This window comes from Paraburkholderia nodosa DSM 21604 (assembly GCF_000519185.1).
Lineage (GTDB): Bacteria > Pseudomonadota > Gammaproteobacteria > Burkholderiales > Burkholderiaceae > Paraburkholderia > Paraburkholderia nodosa.
The window spans coordinates 244,910-266,759 of the sequence record NZ_JAFA01000006.1 but is presented as its reverse complement, the minus strand read 5'-3'; the positions used below and the strand labels follow the sequence as shown (position 1 = coordinate 266,759).

Annotated in this window: 19 protein-coding genes; 1 reads left to right on the top strand and 18 read right to left on the bottom strand. The window is 66.0% G+C overall.

Going from position 1 to position 21,850, the window contains the following annotated elements; translation table 11 throughout:
• From A3CW_RS0111230 to A3CW_RS0111195, 8 genes are all read right to left on the bottom strand, one after another.
• Positions 1-1,005, bottom strand: coding sequence for an ABC transporter permease (locus tag A3CW_RS0111230; protein ID WP_028203655.1), 1,005 nt, complete (start codon positions 1,003-1,005; stop codon positions 1-3).
• Entirely contained in the window at positions 1,002-2,540 is a 1,539-nt protein-coding gene (locus A3CW_RS0111225; RefSeq protein ID WP_154677907.1) for a sugar ABC transporter ATP-binding protein, read from the bottom strand. The genes A3CW_RS0111230 and A3CW_RS0111225 overlap by 4 nt, the downstream gene beginning before the upstream one ends.
• A gap of 82 nt (positions 2,541-2,622) precedes the next feature.
• Positions 2,623-3,738: a sugar ABC transporter substrate-binding protein gene (locus A3CW_RS0111220; protein ID WP_028203653.1), complete on the bottom strand. Its 1,116-nt coding sequence runs from the start codon at positions 3,736-3,738 to the stop codon at positions 2,623-2,625.
• Between the two features lie 137 nt (positions 3,739-3,875).
• On the bottom strand, positions 3,876-4,511 hold the full coding sequence (locus A3CW_RS0111215) for a class II aldolase/adducin family protein (protein WP_028203652.1): 636 nt from the start codon (positions 4,509-4,511) through the stop codon (positions 3,876-3,878).
• A 71-nt stretch (positions 4,512-4,582) separates the two neighbouring features.
• The gene (gene mtnA / locus A3CW_RS0111210; protein ID WP_028203651.1) at positions 4,583-5,659 is read right to left on the bottom strand and encodes an S-methyl-5-thioribose-1-phosphate isomerase; all 1,077 of its coding nucleotides are present in this window, start codon (positions 5,657-5,659) and stop codon (positions 4,583-4,585) included.
• Positions 5,660-5,719: 60 nt separating this feature from the next.
• Entirely contained in the window at positions 5,720-6,979 is a 1,260-nt protein-coding gene (gene mtnK, locus A3CW_RS0111205; protein ID WP_028203650.1) for an S-methyl-5-thioribose kinase, read from the bottom strand.
• A gap of 36 nt (positions 6,980-7,015) precedes the next feature.
• Positions 7,016-7,771 (bottom strand): GntR family transcriptional regulator, encoded by a 756-nt coding sequence (locus tag A3CW_RS0111200; RefSeq protein ID WP_245623603.1) that lies wholly within the window; start codon positions 7,769-7,771, stop codon positions 7,016-7,018.
• 85 nt (positions 7,772-7,856) lie between these two features.
• On the bottom strand, positions 7,857-8,537 hold the full coding sequence (locus A3CW_RS0111195) for a MarC family protein (protein ID WP_028203648.1): 681 nt from the start codon (positions 8,535-8,537) through the stop codon (positions 7,857-7,859).
• A gap of 182 nt (positions 8,538-8,719) precedes the next feature.
• Here A3CW_RS0111195 and A3CW_RS0111190 point away from each other — a divergent pair, with 182 nt between their 5' ends.
• The gene (locus A3CW_RS0111190) at positions 8,720-9,823 is read left to right on the top strand and encodes a serine hydrolase (protein ID WP_035512825.1); all 1,104 of its coding nucleotides are present in this window, start codon (positions 8,720-8,722) and stop codon (positions 9,821-9,823) included.
• A 20-nt stretch (positions 9,824-9,843) separates the two neighbouring features.
• Here A3CW_RS0111190 and A3CW_RS0111185 read toward each other — a convergent pair whose 3' ends face one another.
• The 10 genes from A3CW_RS0111185 to A3CW_RS0111140 all read right to left on the bottom strand — a co-directional run bounded on the left by A3CW_RS0111185 (position 9,844) and on the right by A3CW_RS0111140 (position 21,832).
• Positions 9,844-10,464 carry a histidine phosphatase family protein gene (locus A3CW_RS0111185; protein WP_051481383.1) on the bottom strand — a complete coding sequence of 207 codons (621 nt, stop codon included), beginning with the start codon at positions 10,462-10,464 and terminating at the stop codon, positions 9,844-9,846.
• A 183-nt stretch (positions 10,465-10,647) separates the two neighbouring features.
• Positions 10,648-11,763 (bottom strand): porin, encoded by a 1,116-nt coding sequence (locus A3CW_RS0111180; protein WP_028203645.1) that lies wholly within the window; start codon positions 11,761-11,763, stop codon positions 10,648-10,650.
• A 117-nt stretch (positions 11,764-11,880) separates the two neighbouring features.
• Positions 11,881-13,164: an MFS transporter gene (locus tag A3CW_RS45945; protein ID WP_051481382.1), complete on the bottom strand. Its 1,284-nt coding sequence runs from the start codon at positions 13,162-13,164 to the stop codon at positions 11,881-11,883.
• Positions 13,165-13,254: 90 nt separating this feature from the next.
• Positions 13,255-14,910: a GMC family oxidoreductase gene (locus A3CW_RS0111170; RefSeq protein WP_028203644.1), complete on the bottom strand. Its 1,656-nt coding sequence runs from the start codon at positions 14,908-14,910 to the stop codon at positions 13,255-13,257.
• Positions 14,907-16,337: an aldehyde dehydrogenase family protein gene (locus A3CW_RS0111165; protein WP_028203643.1), complete on the bottom strand. Its 1,431-nt coding sequence runs from the start codon at positions 16,335-16,337 to the stop codon at positions 14,907-14,909. The genes A3CW_RS0111170 and A3CW_RS0111165 overlap by 4 nt, the downstream gene beginning before the upstream one ends.
• Positions 16,338-16,392: 55 nt before the next feature.
• Positions 16,393-17,289, bottom strand: a complete 897-nt coding sequence (locus tag A3CW_RS0111160) for a TauD/TfdA dioxygenase family protein (RefSeq protein ID WP_028203642.1) — start codon at positions 17,287-17,289, stop codon at positions 16,393-16,395.
• A 180-nt stretch (positions 17,290-17,469) separates the two neighbouring features.
• Positions 17,470-18,258, bottom strand: coding sequence for an enoyl-CoA hydratase/isomerase family protein (locus tag A3CW_RS0111155; RefSeq protein WP_035512772.1), 789 nt, complete (start codon positions 18,256-18,258; stop codon positions 17,470-17,472).
• Positions 18,259-18,321: 63 nt separating this feature from the next.
• Complete coding sequence (locus tag A3CW_RS0111150) at positions 18,322-19,455, bottom strand: acyl-CoA dehydrogenase family protein (protein ID WP_028203640.1); 1,134 nt, start codon at positions 19,453-19,455, stop codon at positions 18,322-18,324.
• 9 nt (positions 19,456-19,464) lie between these two features.
• The gene (locus A3CW_RS0111145; protein WP_028203639.1) at positions 19,465-20,661 is read right to left on the bottom strand and encodes an acyl-CoA dehydrogenase family protein; all 1,197 of its coding nucleotides are present in this window, start codon (positions 20,659-20,661) and stop codon (positions 19,465-19,467) included.
• Positions 20,662-20,683: 22 nt separating this feature from the next.
• The gene (locus tag A3CW_RS0111140; RefSeq protein WP_028203638.1) at positions 20,684-21,832 is read right to left on the bottom strand and encodes an acyl-CoA dehydrogenase family protein; all 1,149 of its coding nucleotides are present in this window, start codon (positions 21,830-21,832) and stop codon (positions 20,684-20,686) included.
• Positions 21,833-21,850: the final 18 nt, after the last annotated feature.

The window sequence follows — 21,850 nt, the reverse complement described above, 5'->3', positions numbered from 1 at the left end:
TCAAAGCTTGCGCCGTTGGCTCAGCGCGTCGAGCAAAACGGCCGCGAGAATCACGCCGCCCTGGATGAACTGCGTCCAGAACGGATTGACGCCGAGCAGCGAGAGCCCGACATTGATCACGCCGATCAGCACCACGCCAATGAATGTGCCGACGATCGAGCCGCGCCCGCCCGCGAGCGAGGTGCCGCCGATCACGACGCCTGCGATCACTTGCAGCTCCAGCCCGTTGGCCGCGGAAGGCAACGCCGAATTGAGCCGCCCCGCGAGGACGATGCCCGCAATGGCTGCGGTCACGCCCGCGAACATGTAGGTGAGAAAGATCACGCGGCTCACCGGAATGCCCGCGAGCCGCGCCGCTTCCTTGTTGCCGCCCACGGCGAACACCTGGTGGCCGAATTCGGTCTTGCGCAGCAATACGTGGCCAATGACGAATACGGCCAGCATCACGAGCATCGGCGCGGGCAGGCCCGCAAACGTCTTCGCGCCGAACGCGGTAAACACGGTGGGAAAGTCGAATTTCGTGCGCCCGTCCGAAATCGCGAGCGTGAGGCCGCGCCCCATCGCCATCATCGCGAGCGTGACGATGAACGGCACGAGCCGCAGCCACGCAATGCCGAAGCCGTTGAGCGCGCCCACCGCCGCGCCGGTGACGAGCGCGATAACGAGCCCCGCCACGCCGAGCCCGACCGCGTCCGGGCTCGCGCCGGCCATGACGGTCGCGGCCACCATGCCGCTCAGCGCGACGAGCGAGCCCACCGAAAGGTCGATGCCCGACGTGATGATCACGAACGTGCCGCCCACTGCCGCGATGCCGACCACGGACACCTGCACCATGATGTTGGTGAGCGTGCTCGTGGTGAGAAATTCGGGCGACGCCAGCGAGAGCGCGACACAGATCAGCACGAGCGCCGCAATGAGCGGCCCGAGGCCGCTGCGCATCTGGCGCAGTACGCGCTGTTGCAGGGTTGGCGTTTCTTCACGCGGTCGAACCGTGGTGGACGTCATGCCGCAACTCCGGTGGTAGCCCATTGAATGATCGTCTCCGAGTTGGCGTGCTCGCGCGCGACTTCGCCGACGATGCTGCCGCGATACATCACGAGCACGCGGTCCGACATGCCGAGCAGCTCGGGCAGTTCGGAGCTCACGAGTACGACGGCCGCGCCCGCGCGTGCCATCGCGACGATATGCGCATAGATCTCGGTCTTCGCGCCGACGTCGATGCCGCGCGTGGGTTCGTCGAGCAGGATCACAGCCGGCGACGTCGCGCTCGCGCGTCCGAGAATCACCTTCTGCTGATTGCCGCCCGAAAGATTGCCAGTGAGCGACGTGACCGAGGGCGCGCGCACCGCGAAGCGCTCGACCGTCTCGCGCGCGAGCCGGCGCTTTCTCGCCGCGCTCACGAAGCCGCCGCGCACCAGCGCCCGCAAGCTCGAAAGCGCAACGTTCTCTTCGATGCTCGCGTCGAGCACGAGCCCTTCTAGCTTGCGGTCCTCGGCGGTGTAGACAATGCCCGCGCGCATGCCTTGCGCGGGGGAGTGCAGCGCGAGCCTGCGCCCGCGCAGCCGCAGTTCGCCACCGGTGAGCGGCAGCGCGCCGCAAAGCGTCTTCAGAAGCTCGGTGCGCCCCGCGCCCGCAATGCCGCCGATGCCCACGATCTCGCCCGCGCGAATGCCGAAGCTCGCGTCGCGCAGCACGGGCGCGCTCGCCACGTTGTGCGCTTCCAGCACGACGTCGCCATAAGGCCGCGCCTCCCACGGATAGAACGAGTCGAGATTGCGCGCGACCATCGCCTGCACGAGCGCCGGTTCGTTCCATTCAGACATGGGCCGCGCGCCGACCGTTGCGCCGTCGCGCATCACCACGGCCGAATCGGCCAGTTCGAACACCTCTTCGAGATGGTGCGAAATGAAGATGATGCCCATGCCCGCCGCGCGCAGTCGCCGCACGACGGCGTAGAGATGCTCGATGTCGTGATGCTGGAGCGCGGCCGTGGGCTCGTCCATCACGAGAATGCGGGCGTCGCGCGCGAGCGCCTTGGCGACCTCCACGAGCTGGCGTTTGTTGAGCGGCAGATCGCCCAGGCGCATGGCGGGCGGCACGCCTTCCAGCCCGACCTGGGCCAGCGCCTCGCGCGCCATCGCGTTGGCGCTGCGATGATCGACGAGGCCATAGCGCCGCGGCATGCGGCCGAGAAAGAGGTTTTCGGCCACCGTCATGTCGTTGACGAGCGAAAGCTCCTGATAGATCACGGCCACGCCCGCGTCGATCGCGGCCTGGGTCCCGCGCGCGAGGCGTACGCCGTCGATCTCGATCGTGCCTTCGTCCGGCTCGTAAGCCCCGGAGAGCGTCTTGATGAGCGACGACTTGCCCGCGCCATTCTCGCCGACGATCGCCATCACGTGCCCCGCATGCAGCTCGAGGCTCACGCCGCGCAGCGCCTTCACGCCGGGAAAGCTCTTGACGATGCCGCTCATGCGCAACAGCGGCGGCGCGCCTGTCCTGCCGCCCGCGCTGGTGTTCTCCTGCTGCGATACGTCCATTGCGGAACCTGATTCGCGTTTCATCCGTTCATCCCGGGCGCCGGCGCACGCGTCGCGCGCGGCCGGCGCTTAAGACCGCCCGTTACTGCTTGACTTCGAGGGCCCACAGACCGTATTGCTTCGCGGCGTCCGAATCGATGTTCGACTTGTCGATCAGATAGGTCGGCCACGCGTAGTTCGCGGGCACGTCCTTCTTCGCCTCGTAGTCGGTGATGAACGTCATCGCCTTGGCGGACATGCCGATCGGGTTCTGCGAGATCGTCGCGTCCTGCTTGCCCGCGCGGATCGCCGAAAGCGCCTGCGCCGTGCCGTCCGCGCCGATCACCATGATGTGGCCCGGGTCGCCGAGCGGCTTGTAGCGGCCCGCATTGTCGATGGCTTTTTCCGCGCCCACCGTGTTGTCGTCGTTCGCGCCGAATACCGCGTCGATCTGCGGATACTTCTGCAGAATGCTCGTCATCGCGTTGAGCGACTTCTCCTGGTCGAAGCCGCCTTCCTGGCGCGCGACGACCTTGATGTCGGGATACTTCGCGATCTCTTCCGAGAAGCCCTTCTCGCGATCCGTGGCCGCCGTGGTGCCGATGAGGCCGATCAGATCGACCACGTTGCCCTTGGGCGAGCCATAACGCTTGCTCAACTGGTCGGCGATCCACTTCGCGCCGGTGGCGCCAAGCGCTACGTTGTCCGAAGCGACGAACGAGGTCACCTTGCCGCCGTCCGAGCCCCGGTCGAGCATGAAGACCGGCACGTTCATCGAATTGGCCTTCTCGACGGCCGGGATGATCGCCTTCGAATCGATCGGATTGAGCACGATCGCCTGCACGCCCTGGCTCAGCAGATTGAGCGTGTCGTTGACCTGCTGTTGCGCGTCGCCGTTCGCGTTCGTCTGCACGAGATCGAAGCCCTGCGTTTCCGCGCCGCGCTCGACACCGTTCTTCAGGCCGACGAAGAACGCGTTATTGAGCGTGGCGATCGAAAAGCCAACCTTGATCTTCGTGACTGCCGGCGCTGCAGCGGCGGCCTGCGCCGGCGCACTCGCGGCGGCGGCGTCGGACGCAGCCGCCGTGGTTGAAGGCGACTCGCTCTTCGAGCAGCCTGCCAGCATTGCCGCGGCGGCGAACATCGTCACGCCGGCCGTGGCTCCAATGCGCGCGCTGCGCGCCACCCATCTGTCGAACCCTGCTGAACTCCACGCCATCACCGTCTCCTGTCTTTGATCTGCTGGTTTTTGACTGACCTGCGAACCGCCAACCGACTGCGTAATCGTGTCTACCGCGTGTCTACCGCGTGTGTTTTGCATTGCAACGACTGCCTGGACGCGCGAGCGAGCGCGTATTACTTGCGCGGGCCGTAGCCCTTGAACTTCTCGATGACTTCCTCCATTTGCGCGTCGGAAAGCAGCGGCGGCTCGCCGAGCTGGCAGGCCAGCAAATACTGCTTTGCGAGCACCTCCACTTCGTTCGCCAGCCACAACGCCCGTGCAAGATCGCGGCCCAGCGCAATGACGCCGTGATGCGCGAGCAGGCACGCGAGCCGCTCGTCCAGCGCTTCGAGCGCGTGATCGGAAAGGGCCTGGCTGCCGAAGGTCGCATACGGCGCGCAGCGAATCGAATTGCCGCCCGCCGCGGCCACCATGTAGTGATGCGCGGGTATGCCGCGGCCGTGAATCGCGAGCGCCGTCGCGGCTTGCGAATGCGTGTGGATCACGGCGTTCACGTCGGCGCGCGCGCGCAGGATGTCGCGATGAAAACGCCACTCCGACGAAGGCCGCTGCGCTTCGAAGAGCGGATCGTCGTCGCGCACGTCGAGTGGCATCCAGACGATGCGCTCGCGCGTCAGCGCGGCGCTCGGCACGCCACTCGGGGTAATCAGGAGTCCGTCATGCCAGCGCGCGCTCACGTTGCCCGACGTGCCCTGATTGATGCCGAGACGCTCCATCTCGCGCGCGGTATCGACGATCTGCTGGCGCACTTCGGTTTCCGCCCGCGTATCGCGCGCACGTTCCGCCGTCTCGCCCGCACGGCGGCCTTCGCCCGCGCCGCTCACGCTGCCGCTCCGGTCGCGAAAAGCGCAGCAAGACCCGCCTCGAACGGCGCGCGCACGATGCCCCGCTCCGTCACGATGCCGGTCACGAGCGCATGGGGCGTCACATCGAACGCGGGGTTGCGCACCTGTATGCCCTCGGGCGCGGTGCGTTGCCCTGCGAGATGTGTCACCTCCGCCGCGCCGCGCTCCTCGATCACGATGTCCGCGCCGCTGGCGGTGCGCAGATCCAGCGTGGACGAAGGACACGCCACATAAAAGGGAATGCCGAAGTGCTTCGCGGCGATCGCCACGCCGAGCGTGCCGATCTTGTTCGCGACGTCGCCGTTCGCGGCCACGCGATCCGTGCCGACGATCACGAGATCGATGAGCCCCTGGGCCATCAGGGTCGGCGCCATGCTGTCGGTGATCAGCGTGACGTCGAGCCCCGCCTGCTGCAGTTCGTAAGCGGTGAGCCGCGCGCCTTGGAGGAGCGGCCGCGTCTCGTCTGCATAGACGCGAAACGCCACGCCGTCGCGGTGCGCGCGATAGAGCGGCGCGGTCGCCGTGCCGATGCCCGCCGTGGCGAGCGCACCGGCATTGCAGTGCGTGAGCACGCCGCTGCCGGGCGCGATCAGGGCGCGTCCGGCTTCACCGATGCGCGCGCACAGCTCGATATCCTCTTGATGAATGCGCTTCGCTTCGGCAACGAGCGCTTCGTAATGCGCCGCGCCCGTCGCGCCGGACTGCGCGCGTGCGTGTGAGAGCATTCGCTCGAGCGCCCAGCGCAAATTGACCGCCGTGGGCCGCGCGCTGTCCAGATACGCGGCGTGCGCTTCAAGACGCGCGAGGAACGCATCGTGCGAATCCGCCGGCTCGTGCCGCATCGCCACACACAGGCCATAGGCGGCCGCGACGCCGATCGCGGGTGCGCCGCGAACGCGCAGCTCGTGGATCGCGCGCCAGACCGCCTCGACACTGTCCACGGCCTCGACCACGCATTCGCGCGGCAAACGCGTCTGGTCGAGCAGATAAAGGGTGCCGTCGCGCCACTCGATGGTGGGCGGAAGACTCGATTGCTGCGCCTGCAACGTCATACGTTCTCCGTCGATGCCGGTTGTCCGGGCGCTGCCGCTCATGCGGCAGCCTGTATTCACTTACGCAGGTTCGGTGAGCACCTGTGCGGCCAGCGCCGTGACCGCCTCGATCGACGCCAGCTCGCGGCGCCGTACCAGCAGCCCTTCGGCGAGCTTCAGGCAGCGCACTTCCACGCGCGCGCGCACCGCGTCGTCCTTGATGCCCGTAATCTCCGCCACCTTCGCCATGCCGACGACGCGGCGGATCATCTTGCAGCCCGCAAAGCCGAGCGTATCGGCGAAGAGTCGTTTGATGAAATCGTCGCGGAAGGCGTCCGCCGCGCGCGTACCCGCCGGACCGCCAATATAGGCGTGGCCGGTTTCGCGCTCGTGCAGCCGCCAGATCTGCCCGAACTTCTGCGCGAAGGCGTTCCACACGGCCTCCACCTGCTCGAGCAGCCAGCGCTGATAGGCTGCCGGGTCGCGCCCCGCCTCGCGGTCGTGCCAGTCGCGCGCGTAACAGGCGAGCAGCAGGTTCGCAATGAACGCGCCCGTGTCGAAGCCCATCGGCCCATAGAACGCGAACTCTGGGTCGATCACATACGTCTCATGCTCGTTCGCCATGATCGAGCCCGTATGCAGGTCGCCGTGCACGAGCGTTTCCGCATGGTTCATGAAGGCCCACTTCATCTCGCCTGCCGCGCGCCTCAGCGGCTCGTGCGTGCGCAGCCGTTCGATCGCAGCCGCAGGCAGCGCGGGACTATAGACGTTCGAAGGATGATCTTCGAATGGAAATGTGAAGACGAGTTCCTCGGTAATTCTGCACAGTTCCGTGTTGATGTCGCCGCCGACGGCCGCTTTCTTGGCATCCGGCGCAAGATAGAGATCGGAGCCATGAAAGAGCGTGCGGGCCAGAAAGGTGGAAATGTGGTCGGCGAGCCGCGGATACACGATGCCGTCTATCAGCCCCCCGCGCAACACGCGGTGCGAATCGAGCCGCTGCATCACCATCAGGAACTTCTCGCTATCCGCGTGAAAGACGCTCGGCACGTGCTCGGGACACAGCGCGCCGAAGCGGCGCAACGCCGCCACTTCGCGCTCCATGCGCTCGCGCGGCAAGGGCCACGCTTCGCCGACCAGTCGCAGGTATGGCGGCGCCTGCTTCACCACGACGCTCAAGCGCGGGTCGCGCGTGCTGCTCACGAAGTAGACGTAGTTCAGATTGCCATCGCCCACTTCGACGACCTGTAATTCCCTGTCGTCGCCAAGCCTTGCGCAAACCGCCGGAATGCCCAGCAGATAGGCGGTCAATTCGGCAGAGCTGAAAGCTTCGAAGTGCATACGTTCTTCCTGTCCGGAAATGGGCCGCTGGCCCGCCTAACGTCGCTTGCGCACGAGATCGAACCTGAAAATGCTGGCGTTGTAATAGTCGTTGCTGTAACAGACCGCGCGGCCGGTCTCGTCGAAATCCACTTCGTCGATCAGCAGGAACATGCCGATGCTCTCCTGCAGTTCCGGCAAATCCCGCGGCGTGAGAACGGTCGGCTGGATCGAACTATGGGTGTGGGAGAGCCGCACGCCCGCCCGCTCCAGCGTGCCGAACAGCGACTCGCCCAGTTCCTGCCCTTCGAGCAGTGCCTTGGGCACGATGTCGATGCAGTAAGCGGCGATCGCATCGTCGGCACGCCGCACGCGCTCGAAGCGCACGCAGGGTTCGCCCTCGGTGACGCCGAGCTTGTGCGCGAGACTGCCCGAAGCCGCGATCGTCTTCACCTGCAGGCGGCTCGTGGAAGGCACCGCACCGACACTGCGTATCATGTCCGTCACAGACATCAGATCATCCAGACCGCCTTGCAGCTTGAGCGTGATTTGTCTGACGAACGTCCCCTTGCCGTGCACACGCGTGAGGAGACCGTGGGAAATCATCTGCGCGACCGCCTCCCGCAGGCTCGAGCGGCCCACGCCCAACAGTTCGCAAAGCTCGGGCTCCGGGGGGATTTGATCGCCCGGCTTGAACGAGCGCTCGCGGATCATTTCCAGCAGCGAATCCTGGATTCGCTCGCACATCGACTGATCGACGCTCAGGCGCATGTCTTCCGCAAGATTGCGTGGGTTGGCTACGTTGGGCTCCAATCTACATCAGACGTCTGATGTTATGGGCTCGTGGTTTTCCCTTTCATGCGCCGCAACATGGCGAGGGCTGCGGCGGCGCGCTGCGCTATTTGACGCTCACCGAAAGCGGCACCGACTCGAGCAGATCTTCGATCCCGAGCCACAAGATCTGCAGACCGATGCACAGCAGCACAAAGGCGAGCAGGCGCATGAGCACTTCCGTCCCGACCGGTCCGAGCCGCTTGCCGACGTGCCCCGCGAAACGCACACAGAGATAGATGCAGCCGCAAAGAACGATCAGGGCGAGCAGCACGCCGACGACATTGACGAGTTGCACATGACCGCGCGGCCGGCCAGTGCCAAGCGCAATCGCGACCGCAATCGACCCCGGTCCGACGGTGACCGGCAGCGTGAGCGGATAGAACGCCGTGGCACGCAGCGTTGCCTGGCGCGCCGAGTCCGGCGGCGCCTGCGATTGTGCCGCCTCCGCGCCTCCGGGCGATTTGTGCAGCAGATTCCAGCCGGCGAACGCGATGACCAGCCCGCCCGCAACCCGCAAAACGGGTATCGATATGCCGAAGAACGAGAGCACATAGGCGCCCATGATCAGCGAACCGAGCAGAATGAACAGGCTGTTGATGGCGATGATCCGCGCGAGAAATGCGCGTTCGCTGGCCGTCGCATGCGGCAGCATGCTCAGCACGATGAACCCGGCCGCAGGCGGATTGAGCACCGGGAAGAGTCCGGCGAAGACGAGCAGGAAGGTGTCGGAGAGTTGATTGAGCATCTCTGTTCCCCCTTGGCATCACGGAGTATACGGACCCGCTCGCCGCCCGTTCAATACGACGATGGTCCGATTGAATGACGATTATGGAACCGGAATGGAACTTCATGGGCCGATGCGGCTCGAACAATGCCGCCAAATCTCGACGCGCGCCGCGCAGACCCAACGTTCAAGCCCATCTGTCGATGCCCCTTGCTTCCCGACTTCGATTGCTGCCCAGCCTGCTCGCCCTGATCGTCGCGGGCCTCGCGGCCGGCGCGGCGCCGGTCGGCGCCCATGCAGCCGCTCATCACACCGCGGCCGAAAGAACCGTCCACGCCACGCCCAAAAAGAAAAAGAGAGTCGCGCACAAAACGAAGCCCGCGCATCGTTCGATGCCCGCCGACGCGCCCTCCACCAGACTCTCCGGGCCGAAGCGCCGCACCAAACGCGCGAAGCCCAGACACGGCCCGCCGCCGACGCCGCATCTCGCCGCGCACGCGAGCGCCAGGAGCGCGCACGCCCCTCGCCTGCTCGCCCGCTGCGGCTTTACGCCGGCATCGCGCAAGCAGCTCTTTTCGCATGCGATCTACGTCGTCGACGAAAACACTCATACGCCGCTCTACGCGCGTCATGCCGACACGGTGGCGCCCATTGCCTCGGTGTCGAAGCTCATGACGGCCATCGTCTGGCTCGATAGTGCGCATGCGCCGCTGCAACAGCGGCTCTCCGTCACGACCGCCGATCTCGACACGCTCAAGTTCACGCATTCGCGCCTCGGCGTGGGAGCGTCGCTCACGCGCGCGACCATGCTGCACGTTGCCCTGATGTCTTCGGAAAATCGTGCGGCTTCGGCGCTCAGCCGCGACTATCCGGGCGGGCGGCCTGCATTCGTCGCGGCAATGAACGCGAAAGCGCAGCGTCTTGGCATGACGCACACGCATTTCGTCAATGCGACGGGACTCTCGCCGCAGAACGTCTCAACCGCGCGCGAACTGGCGAGCCTCGTGCGCGCCGCCAATGGCTATCCGCTAATTCGCCGCTATTCGATCGATCACCAGGAACGCGTGACTACTGGCCACGGGCAGTTGCAGTATGTGAACAGCAATCGGCTGGTGCGCTACGGGCAGGTGCGCGCGAGCGTACAGAAAACCGGCTTCATCAACGAGTCCGGCCACAATATGGTGATGCGCGTGATGGTGCACGGCCGGCGGCCCGTGATCGTCACCCTGCTAGGGAGCGCCACGCCCGAGGGTTCTCGACTGGACGGCGTGCGTATCGCGCACTGGCTGTCGTGCTCCTTGCGCTGAGCGAGCGCGTCGGGGCTCCGTCACATCAACGCCCTGCGCTCTCCGAGCGCATTCCAGCGGCGGATGGCGCGGCTTTCGTGGTCGAAGCCGAGAATGCTGACCGAAGCCGTGTCGAGATACAGATGCTCGCCGAGCGCCGCCGAACCGGAAGCCCAGCAGCCCCCCAATGCGCGCAGGAAATGCGCGTGCGAAAAGAGCGCCACGCGGCCCCGCATCGCCAGCAGCCCCTCGATCACCGCCGCGGCGCGCGCCTGAACCCGAGCGAGGTCCTCGCCATGCGCGATGGGCGAATGCCACACGCTCCAGTCGGGTTCGGTCTTACGGATATCCGCTGTCTTGAGGCCTTCGTAAATCCCGTAGTCCCACTCGTGCAAATCGGCCGAAATCGTCATCTCGTCGCCGAGGCCCGCAAGCTGGCACGTCTCGATGGCCCGCGCCATCGGGCTGCAAAGCACCGCGTCGAAGTGCTGTGCGGCGAGCGACGGCGCCAGCGAGCGCGCCTGCTCGCGCCCGTGCCCGGTGAGCGCGATATCGGTGCGACCGGTGTGCTGCCCGGAGAGGCTCCATTCCGTTTCGCCATGACGAATCAACCAGACTTCGCGCAGTCCGGAGGACACACTGGCAGCAGGATTGGCGGACATCGGGGACTCCACGTTCGTGCCCCGCGCGGGACACACGGGATGCCAGCAGCATACCTGTTTTGAGGGCGTTTCGCCGTGCCGCTACCCTCTTGTTGCACATGGCAAAATGAAGGCATATCGAAAGCGACGCGGCTGTCATGCCGCGCCGCCTCGCCATCTATTTGCACTCCGTAGTAGTTCGGTTCAGAAAAGATGCGACATGCCGAGCACCGCAAGCGTTTGCGAAGAATGCGGCGCCGTGACGGAAATGCCGGGCCAGCTCATCGTCGCCTGGCCGTGGTTCTTCAGATAGCCCGCGCGTGCGTAAAGGCTCGTGCGCTTCGATATCTGGCGATCGTAGCCAAGCTCAATGCCGAGTGTTTCGTCGTTGACGCCGTGAATGTTGCGCTGAATGCCGGCGATCTGGATCGCGTCGAACGAGGTGGCCTGAATCGTCGCGCCAATCTCCGTCACGTTATACGCATGCGCGGTGCCGAGCGCAGCCGCGAGCGAATGCGCGGGCGGTGTTTTCGGGCTCGCATACGAATAGTTCGCCTGCAGGTTGACAATGCCGATACGGTAGGCGAGCGCCGCCGTGTAGTGCTCCGTGCCCACGAGCGTGAGGGCGGACGGCAGGCCCGGCACGGTTTCCGTGCCTGCATGTTCGTTCATGTAGGCCAGGCCGACGAAGAGGCCATAGCCGGTGTAGGTCGCGGAAACGTCGAGAATATTGCCCGTGGTCGCCGGCACCGGCTGCGTGACGGTCGCAGCGAAGCCATACATGGCGTTGAGCTGGAACCCGGCCAGTTTCGGCGAGACATACAGGATCGAGTTGCTCGTGCGGCCCGCGGCGTATTGCGCGGAAAGTGTGTTGCGATCGGTCGCGAGCACGGCGGCCGAAAGCGGCGAAAGCACCTCGTTGGCGCGAAACGGATCGCTCGGGTAGACGGCCCGGAAGCTCGGCTGGTACTGCCTGCCGAACGTGAGCGCGCCGTAGTCGCCGTGCGCCACCCCTACCCACGCCTGGCGATAGAACAAGGCGGTCGTGTCCGCAAAACCCGCGCCGTTGTTGATGTTGTAGCCGTTTTCGAGCACGAAATTGGCCTTGAATCCGTTGCCCAGGTCTTCGGAACCCTTCAGGCCGAACATCGACCCCGTCGAACCGCCGCTGCGCTGGGAAACGGACGCGGCGCCGCCGTTGTTCAGGTACTGGAAGAACGTGTCGGCCACGCCGTAGAGCGTCACGCTCGTCTGGGCGCAGGCGGCGCCCGCGGCCATTGCGAACGTCGCGCCCATCACACCCTGGCTAATCAGCTTCAAACGCATGCATGTCTCCTCTTGTGTTGTCGGTATCCGCTCGTTGGCGGAATGGATCGCACTGCGAATTACCAAAGAACCCGGCCCAAAAATCTTCCGGTTGAATCGGGTACGCGAACCTCAGCGCACCCCACGGCCCTCCTTTGCGGGCTGCAGCCACAGAAAGCCCGCCACGCCCGCGAAGGCGAGCAGCACGCCCATCGCGCCGAAACCCGCTTCGTAGCCGCGTGGGCCCGCAGTCGAATCGACGAGATGGCCCATGAGCGCCGGCGCGAACAAACCGGCTGTCGTCGCGAGCGCATGAACGCTCGAGAGCATGGCCGCGCGGTTCGCGCCCGGCACGACTTCGGCCACGAGTTGCGGCCCGAACGTGAACGCCTGAGTGGCGAATGCGCAGGCCACGCCCACCAGCGCCACCTTCGCGAGCGGCGGCCACGCTGCAAACGAGACGCACAGCAAGATGCCGCCGACCGTGCAGCAGGCGCTCACGAGCGCGCCTCGCGCGATTCGCGTCGAGACGTTGCGCCTGAGCAGCATGTGCGAGAGCGTGGCCAGCGCGAACCCGACCGGCACTTGCAAAAGCACCTGCAGACCGAACAGCCACCCAGCGCGAGCGGGGGGGAAGCCCAGCCCGAGGCGGAAATACACGGGCATCCACGTGATGCCGCAGGCGACGACTGCATAGCCCGCGAACGACTGGAGCAAGACGGTCAGCACCGTGGCGCTGCCGAAGTGCGAGCGCAGCACGCGCCAGCCCGGCGTGACGGCGCGCGGGGCGGCCCCTGCCCGAACGCGCACGCGCGGCGCCCCCGCAAGACGTACCGCAAGCCATAGCGCGACCCACGCCACGCCGGCTACGCCGAGCGCGAGGAACGAGGCGCGCCAGTGCCAGCGCTGCTCGACGTACGTCAACGCGGGCCCGGCCAGCACGAGCCCCGCCGTCGCGCCGAGCTGCACGATCAGCGTGGGGAGGCTGCGCCGCCGGTCGTCGAAGGCCTCATAGGTCACGTGCATCGCGAGCGGCAACGCGGGGCCCTCGCCCGCGCCCAGCACGATGCGGCACAGCACGAGCGTCGCGAAGCTGGCTGGCCAGATCATCGGCAACTGCGCGGCCACCCAGACGAGCGCAAGCCCGGCGAGCAGCCACGTGGGATCGAGACGGTCCGCGATCGAGCCCACGCCGATGGCCGACACGGCGAACAGCACGAAAAACGCGCTGCCGACGATGCCGAGCTGCGCTGGGCTCAATCCCATGTCCCGCATCATCGGCACCGCGACCAGGCCGACCACGGCTTTGTCCGCGAAATTGAGCGCCATGAACAGAAACAGCGCGGCGACCGTGGCCCAGCCGTTACGCGCACGCACAGCGTGCGTCGCGGCCACGGGTTGTTCGATCTGAAGCATGTGTCTTGACCTCGGTTTCTAACGCGGCGCGTTTCGATTCGTTATCCGAATCAACTGAAAAGCAACAGAAAGGGTAATAACGGGCGCAGCCTAAATGTTGGCGCGCATCAGGTCCGCCGCCTTTTCCGCGATCATGATCGCGGCGGCATTGGTGTTTCCGCCCACGAGCGTAGGCATGACCGACGCGTCCACGACGCGCAGTCCCGCCACCCCTCGCACGCGCAACTGCGGATCGACGACCGATTGCGCGTCGGCGCCCATGCGGCAGGTCCCCACCGGGTGATACACCGTGTCGGCGTTGCGGCGCACGAACGCGCGGATCGCCTCGTCTCCATCTGCATCCCGCGCGATGTCACCGGTGAACAATTCGCGGCCGCCATGACGCGCAAGCGCGTCCTGCGCGAAGATCCGGCGCACCAGCTTCACGCCCGCGACCATGCCTTCCATGTCGCGTTCGTCGGCGAGAAAACGCGGGTCGATAGACGGTGCATCGTGCATGTGAGGCGAGCGCAACTTCACGTCGCCGCGGCTGTGTGGCCGCAGCACGCATGCGTGGCACGAATAGCCGTGCCCGCGCGGCGGCTTACCTTCACCGCGGTTGCCAAGCATCGCAGGCACGAAATGCAGTTGCAAGTTGGGTGCGGCGAGGCCCGGCGCACTACGCACGAATGCGCCCGCCTCGGCGAGATTCGATGTGACCATGCCGGTGCGCTCGCGCCGGTAGCGGTGAATTTCGCGCGCGAGCCGCATCAGGCCCGGCACGGAGCGCCCGAACAGCTCGGTCGACGCGACCTGCTTGTTCACGATGATGTCCAGATGGTCCTGCAGATTCTGGCCGACCTGCGGCGCGTCGTAGACGACCTCGATGCCGAAGTCGCGCAGATGCGTCGCCGGTCCGATGCCGGAGGCCATGAGCAGTTGCGGGGAATGAAACGTTCCCGCGCTCACCACGATCTCGCGGCGCACTCGCACGGCTTGCACAACGCCGTCACGCCATATCTCGACCGCCGCGGCGCGCGCGCCTTCGAACACGATGCGCTGCGCCCGTGCCCCGGTCGGCACCGTGAGCGATTCGCGGCCGCCATTGTGCGCCGTGTCGCCGCGATACCCGCCGTGCAGATAAGCGCGCGCCGTGTTCCAGCGTTCGCCGTCGCGTTGCGTGACCTGATAGAGGCCAACGCCCTCCTGGTCCACGCCATTGAAGTCGGGGTTCACCTTCAAGCCCGCCTGCAATGCCGCTGCGATGAAGTGCTGCGAGAAGGGATTGGGCGAGCGCAATTCGCTCACGTGCAACGGGCCATGCGAACCGTGAAAGGGATCGTCGTCACGGCCGGTGCAACGCTCGTTAGACTCGCTGCGGCGGAAATACGGCAGCACGTCTTCGTAGCTCCAGCCCGTGCAACCCGCGTTCGCCCACGCGTCGAAGTCCAGGCGATGACCGCGAATGTAGACCATGCCGTTGATCGACGAGCTGCCGCCGAGTCCCCGCCCTCGCGGCTGATACGAACGGCGGCCGAGCAGGCCGGCTTGCGGCTCGGTATGAAACGCGTAGTTGCGCGGCCCTTCGCTCGGCACCGTCGCCGCGATACCGAGCGGCGCCCACACCGTGTAGTGGTGGTCGCTCGGTCCGGCTTCGATGAGCGCGACGCTCGCGCCCGCGGTTTCGGCAAGGCGAGCGGCAATCGCGCAACCCGCCGACCCCGCGCCGATCACGACGTAGTCGAATTCCTGTGCGGTTTGGCTCATGCCGCGCAACCCGAAATCTGCTTGTATTCGAGGAACTCCGCGAGACCATACGCGCCGTGCTCCCGCCCATTGCCGGACGCCTTCATGCCGCCGAACGGCGCCGTGAGATCCATCTTCGCGCCGTTGATCTGCACGCTGCCCGCGCGAAGTCGTGCCGCCACGCGCCGAACGCGCGCCGCGTCGCCGGACCACAAGTAGGCGGCGAGTCCATACGGCGTGTCGTTCGCGATAGCGACGGCCTCTTCCTCCGTATCGAACGGAAGGATCGCGAGCACCGGACCGAAGATTTCTTCACGCGCGATCGTCATGTCGTTGCGCACGTCGGCGAACACGGTTGGCCGCGCGAAGAAGCCGCGTGACAAGTGCGCGGGCCTCCCCTCGCCACCGGCCACGAGACGCGCGCCCTCGTCAATGCCGATCGCGATCATCCGCTGCACTTTTTCGTACTGGGCACGATTGGAAATCGGGCCGAGGATCGTGTCCGCCGCGGCGGGATCGCCGACCTGCAGCGCGTTGACCGTCGCGCAGGCGACTTCGATGGCCGCATCGTACTGGCTGCGTTGTACGAGCAGGCGCGTGGGCGCGATACAGGTTTGCCCCGAATTCAGCATGCAGGCCAGCACGCTCGCCTTCACCGCGGTTGGCAGATCGGCGTCTTCGAAGATGAGGCTGGGCGACTTGCCGCCCAACTCCTGCGCCACGCGCTTGACCGTGCCCGCCGCGCTCGAGGCGACTTGCGCCCCCGCTCGCGTCGAGCCCGTGATCGACACCATGTCGATGTCGGGATGGCTGGCGAGTGCCGCGCCCACCGTCGCGCCGTCGCCGTAGACCAGGTTGAATACGCCGGGCGGCACGCCTGCCTCGTCGAGTACCTCTGCGAACAGACGCGCGTCGAGCGGCGCGATCTCCGAAGGCTTGAGCACGACCGTGCAGCCCGCCGCGAGCGCCGGCGCGACCTTCGCCGCGATCTGGTTGAGCGGCCAGTTCCACGGCGTGATGAGCGCGACAACGCCCACGGCTTCGCGCACGATCTCGGTCGTGCCGCGCCGTTCGCTGAATTCGAACGATTCCAGTGCGGCGCGCACGCTCTGCAGTTGCGCGAGGCCCACACGCGCCTGCAGTTCGTGGCTCAACTTGATCGGCGCGCCGATTTCCGTGCTCACCGCACGCGCGAGTTCGTCATAGCGCGCGGTATAGCGCTCGACGATGCGCGTGAGCAGCGCCACGCGACTCGCAACACGCGTGGCCGACCACGCGGGCCACGCGGCGCGGGCCGCGGCGACGGCGCGCTCGACATCGGCGTGGGTGCCGAGGAGCACGGTACCCGCCACCGCCTCCGTGACAGGGCAAACCATCTCATGAATATTCGCGCCTTGCGCGGGCGCGACCCACTGCCCGCCTATGTAGTACTGGTCGATCTTGTGCATGGCTAACAGTTCCTGTCGATTGGGATGCGCAATGCGCAGTGACATGCGCGATACGTCAGAACGGCTTGTCGCCGATGATCGTTGCACGCATCATGCGCCGCACGGCCGGGAAATAGTCCTGAATCGCGTAGTGCTGGGTCGAGCGGTTGTCCCAGAACGCGATGGTGTCAGGCGCCCAGCGCAGCCGAACCTGGTACTCGGGAATGGCGGCCTGGCGAAACAGATACTGGAGCAACTCGAACTCGCCGTAGCGGTAGTCGAAACCCACGCGAAACGTGCCCTTGCTCAGATAATTCGCGAGATGGGTCGTGAAGCCTTCGTTCACGTACAGGATTTTTTCGCCGCTTTCGGGATGCGTGCGAACCACGGGGTGCGTCACGGCGGGAAATTTCACGCGATTTGACGCGCGTTCTTCGGCCGACATGCGCGAGCCGAATGACGGCATGATGTCATGCACGGCTTCGAGGTCGGCGAGTTGCTCCTTCACGGCCTGGGGCAGTTCCGCATAAGCCTTCGCCATGTTCACCCAGATCGTGTCGCCGCCGCTGCGCGGGCATTCCACGCATCGCAGCATCGACGCCATCGAAGGAATCTCGCGCCAGGACACGTCCGAGTGATAGATGTTCTCGCGCGCCTTCGCGGCCTGCGTGCCGCCCAGCAGGACGAGTTCGGGATGGTCGGCGTGATGCGGAAACACGGGATGCACTTCGAGCTGGCCAAACCGGCGTGCGAGCGCCACGTGCTGCGCGGGCGTGATGTCCTGGTCGCGGAAGAACAGCACCTTGTGCTGCACCAGCGCGGCGCGCAGCGCGGCAACGGTGGCGTCGTCCAGCGTTTCGCGCAGGTCGATGCCGCTCACTTCAGCGCCGATGGCGGGCGAAACAGGGTCCATCGTAAAGTGGGCGTGCGCAGGGGTCCGGCTCGCCTCGGGCGTGGCGATCGCGTTCGTCATGTCTTGTCTCCGTTATTGGGCGCCGGCGGGATCGGCGCTGTCTGACAGGTGTTAACTTAAGGCGGACACAAATTGCTGTCGTGGTCCTAAAGCAGGAAGCGGCAGGAAGCGTTGCTGTGTTGCGCGGTGCTTCGAACGGAGCAAGGGTTTGCCCCGCGGCTCCTCCGTTCGATCGTGCGCTCAGGCTTCGAGATCGTTGCGCGGCCAGCGAAACAACGGTGCTTCCTTGCGCGCAAAGCGCGCCGCCGCCTCGCGCAGATACGGCGAGGTCAACGCAATGGCCTGTGCGCCCGCCTCCGCGTCGAGGAGTGCGCCGAAGTCGCGTTCGAACGTCTGCGCGAGCAAACGCTTGGTCATCGCGAACGCGTCCGGCGATTGCGCGCTCATGGCGAGCGCCAGGTCGTACGCTCGCGCGTACAGCGCATCGCCTGGCACCACCTCCAGCACGATGCCCAACGCCTGCGCCTCGCGCGCCGCCAGTTCGCGGGCCGAGTAGACGAGGTCGCGCGTGCGTTGCGTGCCGATGATGCGCGGCAGCGTATGCAACGCGCCCAGATCGGGCACGAGGCCCATGCGCGCGAAAGCGAGGCAAAAGCGCGCCCGCTCGCTCGCGACGATGAAGTCGGCCATCAACGCAATACTGAAGCCCGCGCCGTACGCCACGCCATCCACCGCTGCGATCACCGGCTTGTCGAACGTCGCCAGCACTGCGCACGGCCGCTGGCTCTCGATCATGCGGCGGCGCACGGCGGCCGTATCGGCGGGGCCTTGCATCGCGCTCACGTCGCCGCCCGAGCAAAAGTCGCTGCCTGCGCCAGTCAGGATCAACGCGCGCACCGTGGCGTCGCGGCGCAATGCTTCGATGGCATCCGCAAACGCGGCGAGCGCCGCAGCGCTCAGGGCGTTCTTGCGCTCCGCGTTGTCGAGCGTCAGCGTGGCGACGCCATTTTCAATGGTAGTCCTGATCATTTTCTGGAAAATCGAAGATCCGTAAAAGAACCGCCCCGCATGATGCGGAGCGGCGCGTGGGGCTCAGTCTTCCATCGCCTCGACGTAACTCGCGAGATGATGGTCGGTGTCGCCAAGGAGCGGATCGAACATCGTCAGGCGCTTGAAATAGTCGCCCACTTCCAGCTCGTCTGTCATGCCCATGCCGCCGTGGAGTTGCACCGCCTGCTGGCCAACGAAGCGTCCCGCCTGGGCTACCGTCACTTTCGCGGCAGCGAGCATGCGGCGGCGCTTGCGCGCATCGGGTTCGTCCAGCGCTTGCGCGGCGACGTAGGCCATTGAAAGCGCCAGTTCCTTCTGCACGAGCATGTCCGCCATGCGATGCTGTAGCGCCTGGAACGCGGCGAGCGGCTGGCCGAACTGGCGGCGCGTGCGCAAATACTCGCCGGTGATCTCGATCAGGCGCTCCATCGCGCCAGCCGCTTCCGCGCACAGCGCCGCGATCCCGTAGTCCACGCCGTGCCCGAGCGCGGCCACGCCAGCGCCGGGCGCGCCGATCAGGGCTTCCGCGCCCAATACGACCGCCTCGAACGAAACGTCGGCGGCGCGCTGGCCGTCCATGGTCGGATAGCCGGCCACGCTCACGCCCCGGCTCTCACGCGGGACGAGGAAGAGCGCGATTTCGCCCGTGGCGGCGTCACCCACGCGTGCGCTGACAATGAACGCATCCGCAGCCTCGCCATGCCAGACCAGCGCTTTCGCGCCATCGAGCACGTAGCCGCGCCCAACCGGCGTCGCGAGTGTGGCGACCGCATCGAGCCGGTAGCGCGACGCGGTTTCCGCGAATGCGGGCACGACGACCTGCTGCCCCGTGGCGATCGCGCCCAGCCAGCGGTCCTGCTGCGCGGCACTGGCGTAGGCCGCGAGTATCGCGGTTGCCATGACGCTGCACGGAACGACCGGTTCGAGCACCAGCGCGCGGCCCAGTTCGCGCTGCACCACGAGCCGGCTCGCCGCGCCTTCGCCGAACCCGCCGTATTCGGCGGGCGCCGTGAGGCCGAGCACGCCCATTTCCGCAAGCCGCGTCCAGATCGCGCGATCGAAGCTCGCGCCCTCGCGCGCGCGCCGGCGCCGCTGCGCGAACGTGTATTCGCTTTCGACGAAACGACGCAGGCTATCCGCGAGCATTTGCTGCTCTTCGCTATACGTGAAGTCCATGTGCGTGTCCTAAAAGCCGATGATCATCTTGGCGATGATGTTCTTCTGCACCTCGGTCGCGCCGCCGTAAATCGAGGTCTTGCGCATGTCGAAATAGGTGGACGCAGCAGGCGCCGCCCATTGCGGCCCGCTTACGGGGGCATGGGCGCCGGGCTCGAGCCATTGCGGCGCGTAGGGCCAGCCGTGCGGTCCGGCCACTTCCTGCTGAAGCATGGCGATGTCCTGCTGCAGTTCCGAGCCGCGAATCTTCACGATCGATGCTTCGGGGCCGGGGCCGTGTCCGCCATCTGCCGTCGCCACGCGCAGCAGCAGCATTTCCAGCGCCATGAGGTTCATTTCGAGGCGAGCGATCTTGTCGCGCATGCGCGCGTCGTCGAGCATGCGGCCGCCCGTGCCGTCCGCAGCCTGTGCCGCGTAGTGCTTCAACTGCCGCAACTCGCGATAGCAATGGCCAATGCCCGCAATGGCCGTGCGCTCGTGCCCGAGCAGATACTTCGCGTAAGTCCAGCCTCGGTTCTCCTCGCCCACGAGATTCTCCACGGGCACTTCCACGTCCTCGAACCATGTCTCGTTCACGTCGTGGCCGCCGTCGAGCGTGACGATCGGCCGGACCGTGACGCCCGGCGACTTCATATCGATCAGCAGCATCGAAATGCCTTCCTGCGGCTTCGCTTCGGAGTCCGTTCTAACGAGACAGAAAATCCAGTCAGCGAAATGCGCCATCGTGGTCCACGTTTTCTGGCCATTCACGATGTACTTGTCGCCCTTGCGCACCGCGCGCGTTTTCAGCGAGGCGAGGTCGGAGCCCGAACCGGGCTCGGAATAGCCCTGGCACCAGAAGTCGTCGAGGTTCGGAATGCGCGGCAAAAAACGCGCCTGCATCTGCGGGCTCGCGTACTTCATGAGCACCGGGCCGATCATCGTGAGGCCGAACGGCAACAGGCGCGGCGCGCCCGCGCCGAGCGTCTCGATCTCGAAGATCAGGCGCTGCAGCGCGTTCCAGCCCGTGCCGCCGAATGCCCTGGGCCACGTGGGCGCGCCCCAGCCGTGCGCGTTGAGGATGCGGTGCCAGCGCACGTAATCGTCCTTCTCCACCCGCTGGTGCGCGAGCACTTTCTCGCGGATATCGCCAGGCAGGTTCTCCCGCACGAACGCCCGCACTTCTTCGCGGAACGCCTGTTCCGCTTCGGTATAACGCAAATCCATCTGGTGCTCCCAAGTAGCGACGTTACAACGTACGGGCGATCAGTTCCTTCATGATCTCGTTGGAGCCGCCGAAGATCTTGCTCACGCGCGCATTCACGTAGAGCCGCGCGATCGGATACTCCATCATGTAGCCGTAGCCGCCATGCAGCTGCAGGCATTCGTCGATGATTTCGCAGCTGCGTTGCGTGCACCACCATTTCGCCATGGCGGCCGTCTCGCCGTCGAGCTCGCCGCGCAGCACCTTCGCCATGCAGTCGTCGATGAAGGTTCGCGCAATGGTCGCGTGAGTCTTGCATTCGGCGAGCTTGAAACGCGTGTTCTGCATGTCCAGCAGGCTCATGCCGAACACCTTGCGCTCGCGCACGTAGGCCGTGGTGACATCCAGCGCCTTTTCCATCGCGCTCAGCGCGCCGAGCGCGATGATCATGCGTTCCTGCGGCAACTGCTGCATCAGTTGATAGAAGCCCTTGCCCTCTTCCGTGCCAAGCAGGTTTGCGCACGGCACGCGCACGTCGTCAAAAAACAGCTCGGCGGTGTCCTGGCCCTTCTGCCCCATCTTCTCGAGTACGCGTCCGCGCCGGAAGCCAGGCAGATCGTCGGTTTCCACGACGACGATCGACACGCCTTTCGCGCCCTGCGCCGGGTCCGTCTTGACGACCACGCAGATCAGGTCGGCGAGCAAGCCGTTCGAAATAAAGGTCTTCGAACCGTTGATGACATAGTGATCGCCGTCACGTACCGCACGCGTCTTGATGCTCTTGAGGTCCGATCCCGCGCCCGGCTCGGACATCGCGATCGCCGCCACGCGCTCGCCGCTCGCCATTTTCGGCAGCCACCTGCGCTTTTGCTCCTCGGTGCCGTAGCGCAGGATGTAATGCGCGACGATGCCGCTATGCACGTTCGTGCCGAGGCTCGACACCATCGCGCGCGACTGCTCGAGCGCGATGATGGCCTCGTGCGCGAAGGTGCCGCCACCGCCGCCGTATTCCTCGGGAATGCTCGCGCAGAGCATGCCGAACTCGCCGGCCTTGCGCCACACCTCGCGATCCACATGCTGCTGCTTCCACCAGCGCTCCTCGTGTGGCACGAGTTCGCGCTCGATGAACTTGCGGATCGAATCCTGGAACAGCACGAGATCGTCCGTGATCCACGGACTGCGGTATTCAGCCATGTTCGACTCCTTCTTTGT

Excerpts from the sequence above, each read along its gene's own strand:
- A3CW_RS0111230 (WP_028203655.1), bottom strand. The coding sequence starts at position 1,005 with ATGACGTCCACCACGGTTCGACCGCGTGAAGAAACGCCAACCCTGCAA.
- A3CW_RS0111225 (WP_154677907.1), bottom strand. The coding sequence starts at position 2,540 with ATGGACGTATCGCAGCAGGAGAACACCAGCGCGGGCGGCAGGACAGGC.
- A3CW_RS0111220 (WP_028203653.1), bottom strand. The coding sequence starts at position 3,738 with ATGGCGTGGAGTTCAGCAGGGTTCGACAGATGGGTGGCGCGCAGCGCG.
- mtnA (WP_028203651.1), bottom strand. The coding sequence starts at position 5,659 with ATGACGTTGCAGGCGCAGCAATCGAGTCTTCCGCCCACCATCGAGTGG.
- mtnK (WP_028203650.1), bottom strand. The coding sequence starts at position 6,979 with ATGCACTTCGAAGCTTTCAGCTCTGCCGAATTGACCGCCTATCTGCTG.
- A3CW_RS0111195 (WP_028203648.1), bottom strand. The coding sequence starts at position 8,537 with ATGCTCAATCAACTCTCCGACACCTTCCTGCTCGTCTTCGCCGGACTC.
- A3CW_RS0111190 (WP_035512825.1), top strand. The coding sequence starts at position 8,720 with ATGCCCCTTGCTTCCCGACTTCGATTGCTGCCCAGCCTGCTCGCCCTG.
- A3CW_RS0111185 (WP_051481383.1), bottom strand. The coding sequence starts at position 10,464 with ATGTCCGCCAATCCTGCTGCCAGTGTGTCCTCCGGACTGCGCGAAGTC.
- A3CW_RS45945 (WP_051481382.1), bottom strand. The coding sequence starts at position 13,164 with ATGCTTCAGATCGAACAACCCGTGGCCGCGACGCACGCTGTGCGTGCG.
- A3CW_RS0111170 (WP_028203644.1), bottom strand. The coding sequence starts at position 14,910 with ATGAGCCAAACCGCACAGGAATTCGACTACGTCGTGATCGGCGCGGGG.
- A3CW_RS0111165 (WP_028203643.1), bottom strand. The coding sequence starts at position 16,337 with ATGCACAAGATCGACCAGTACTACATAGGCGGGCAGTGGGTCGCGCCC.
- A3CW_RS0111160 (WP_028203642.1), bottom strand. The coding sequence starts at position 17,289 with ATGACGAACGCGATCGCCACGCCCGAGGCGAGCCGGACCCCTGCGCAC.
- A3CW_RS0111155 (WP_035512772.1), bottom strand. The coding sequence starts at position 18,258 with ATGATCAGGACTACCATTGAAAATGGCGTCGCCACGCTGACGCTCGAC.
- A3CW_RS0111150 (WP_028203640.1), bottom strand. The coding sequence starts at position 19,455 with ATGGACTTCACGTATAGCGAAGAGCAGCAAATGCTCGCGGATAGCCTG.
- A3CW_RS0111145 (WP_028203639.1), bottom strand. The coding sequence starts at position 20,661 with ATGGATTTGCGTTATACCGAAGCGGAACAGGCGTTCCGCGAAGAAGTG.
- A3CW_RS0111140 (WP_028203638.1), bottom strand. The coding sequence starts at position 21,832 with ATGGCTGAATACCGCAGTCCGTGGATCACGGACGATCTCGTGCTGTTC.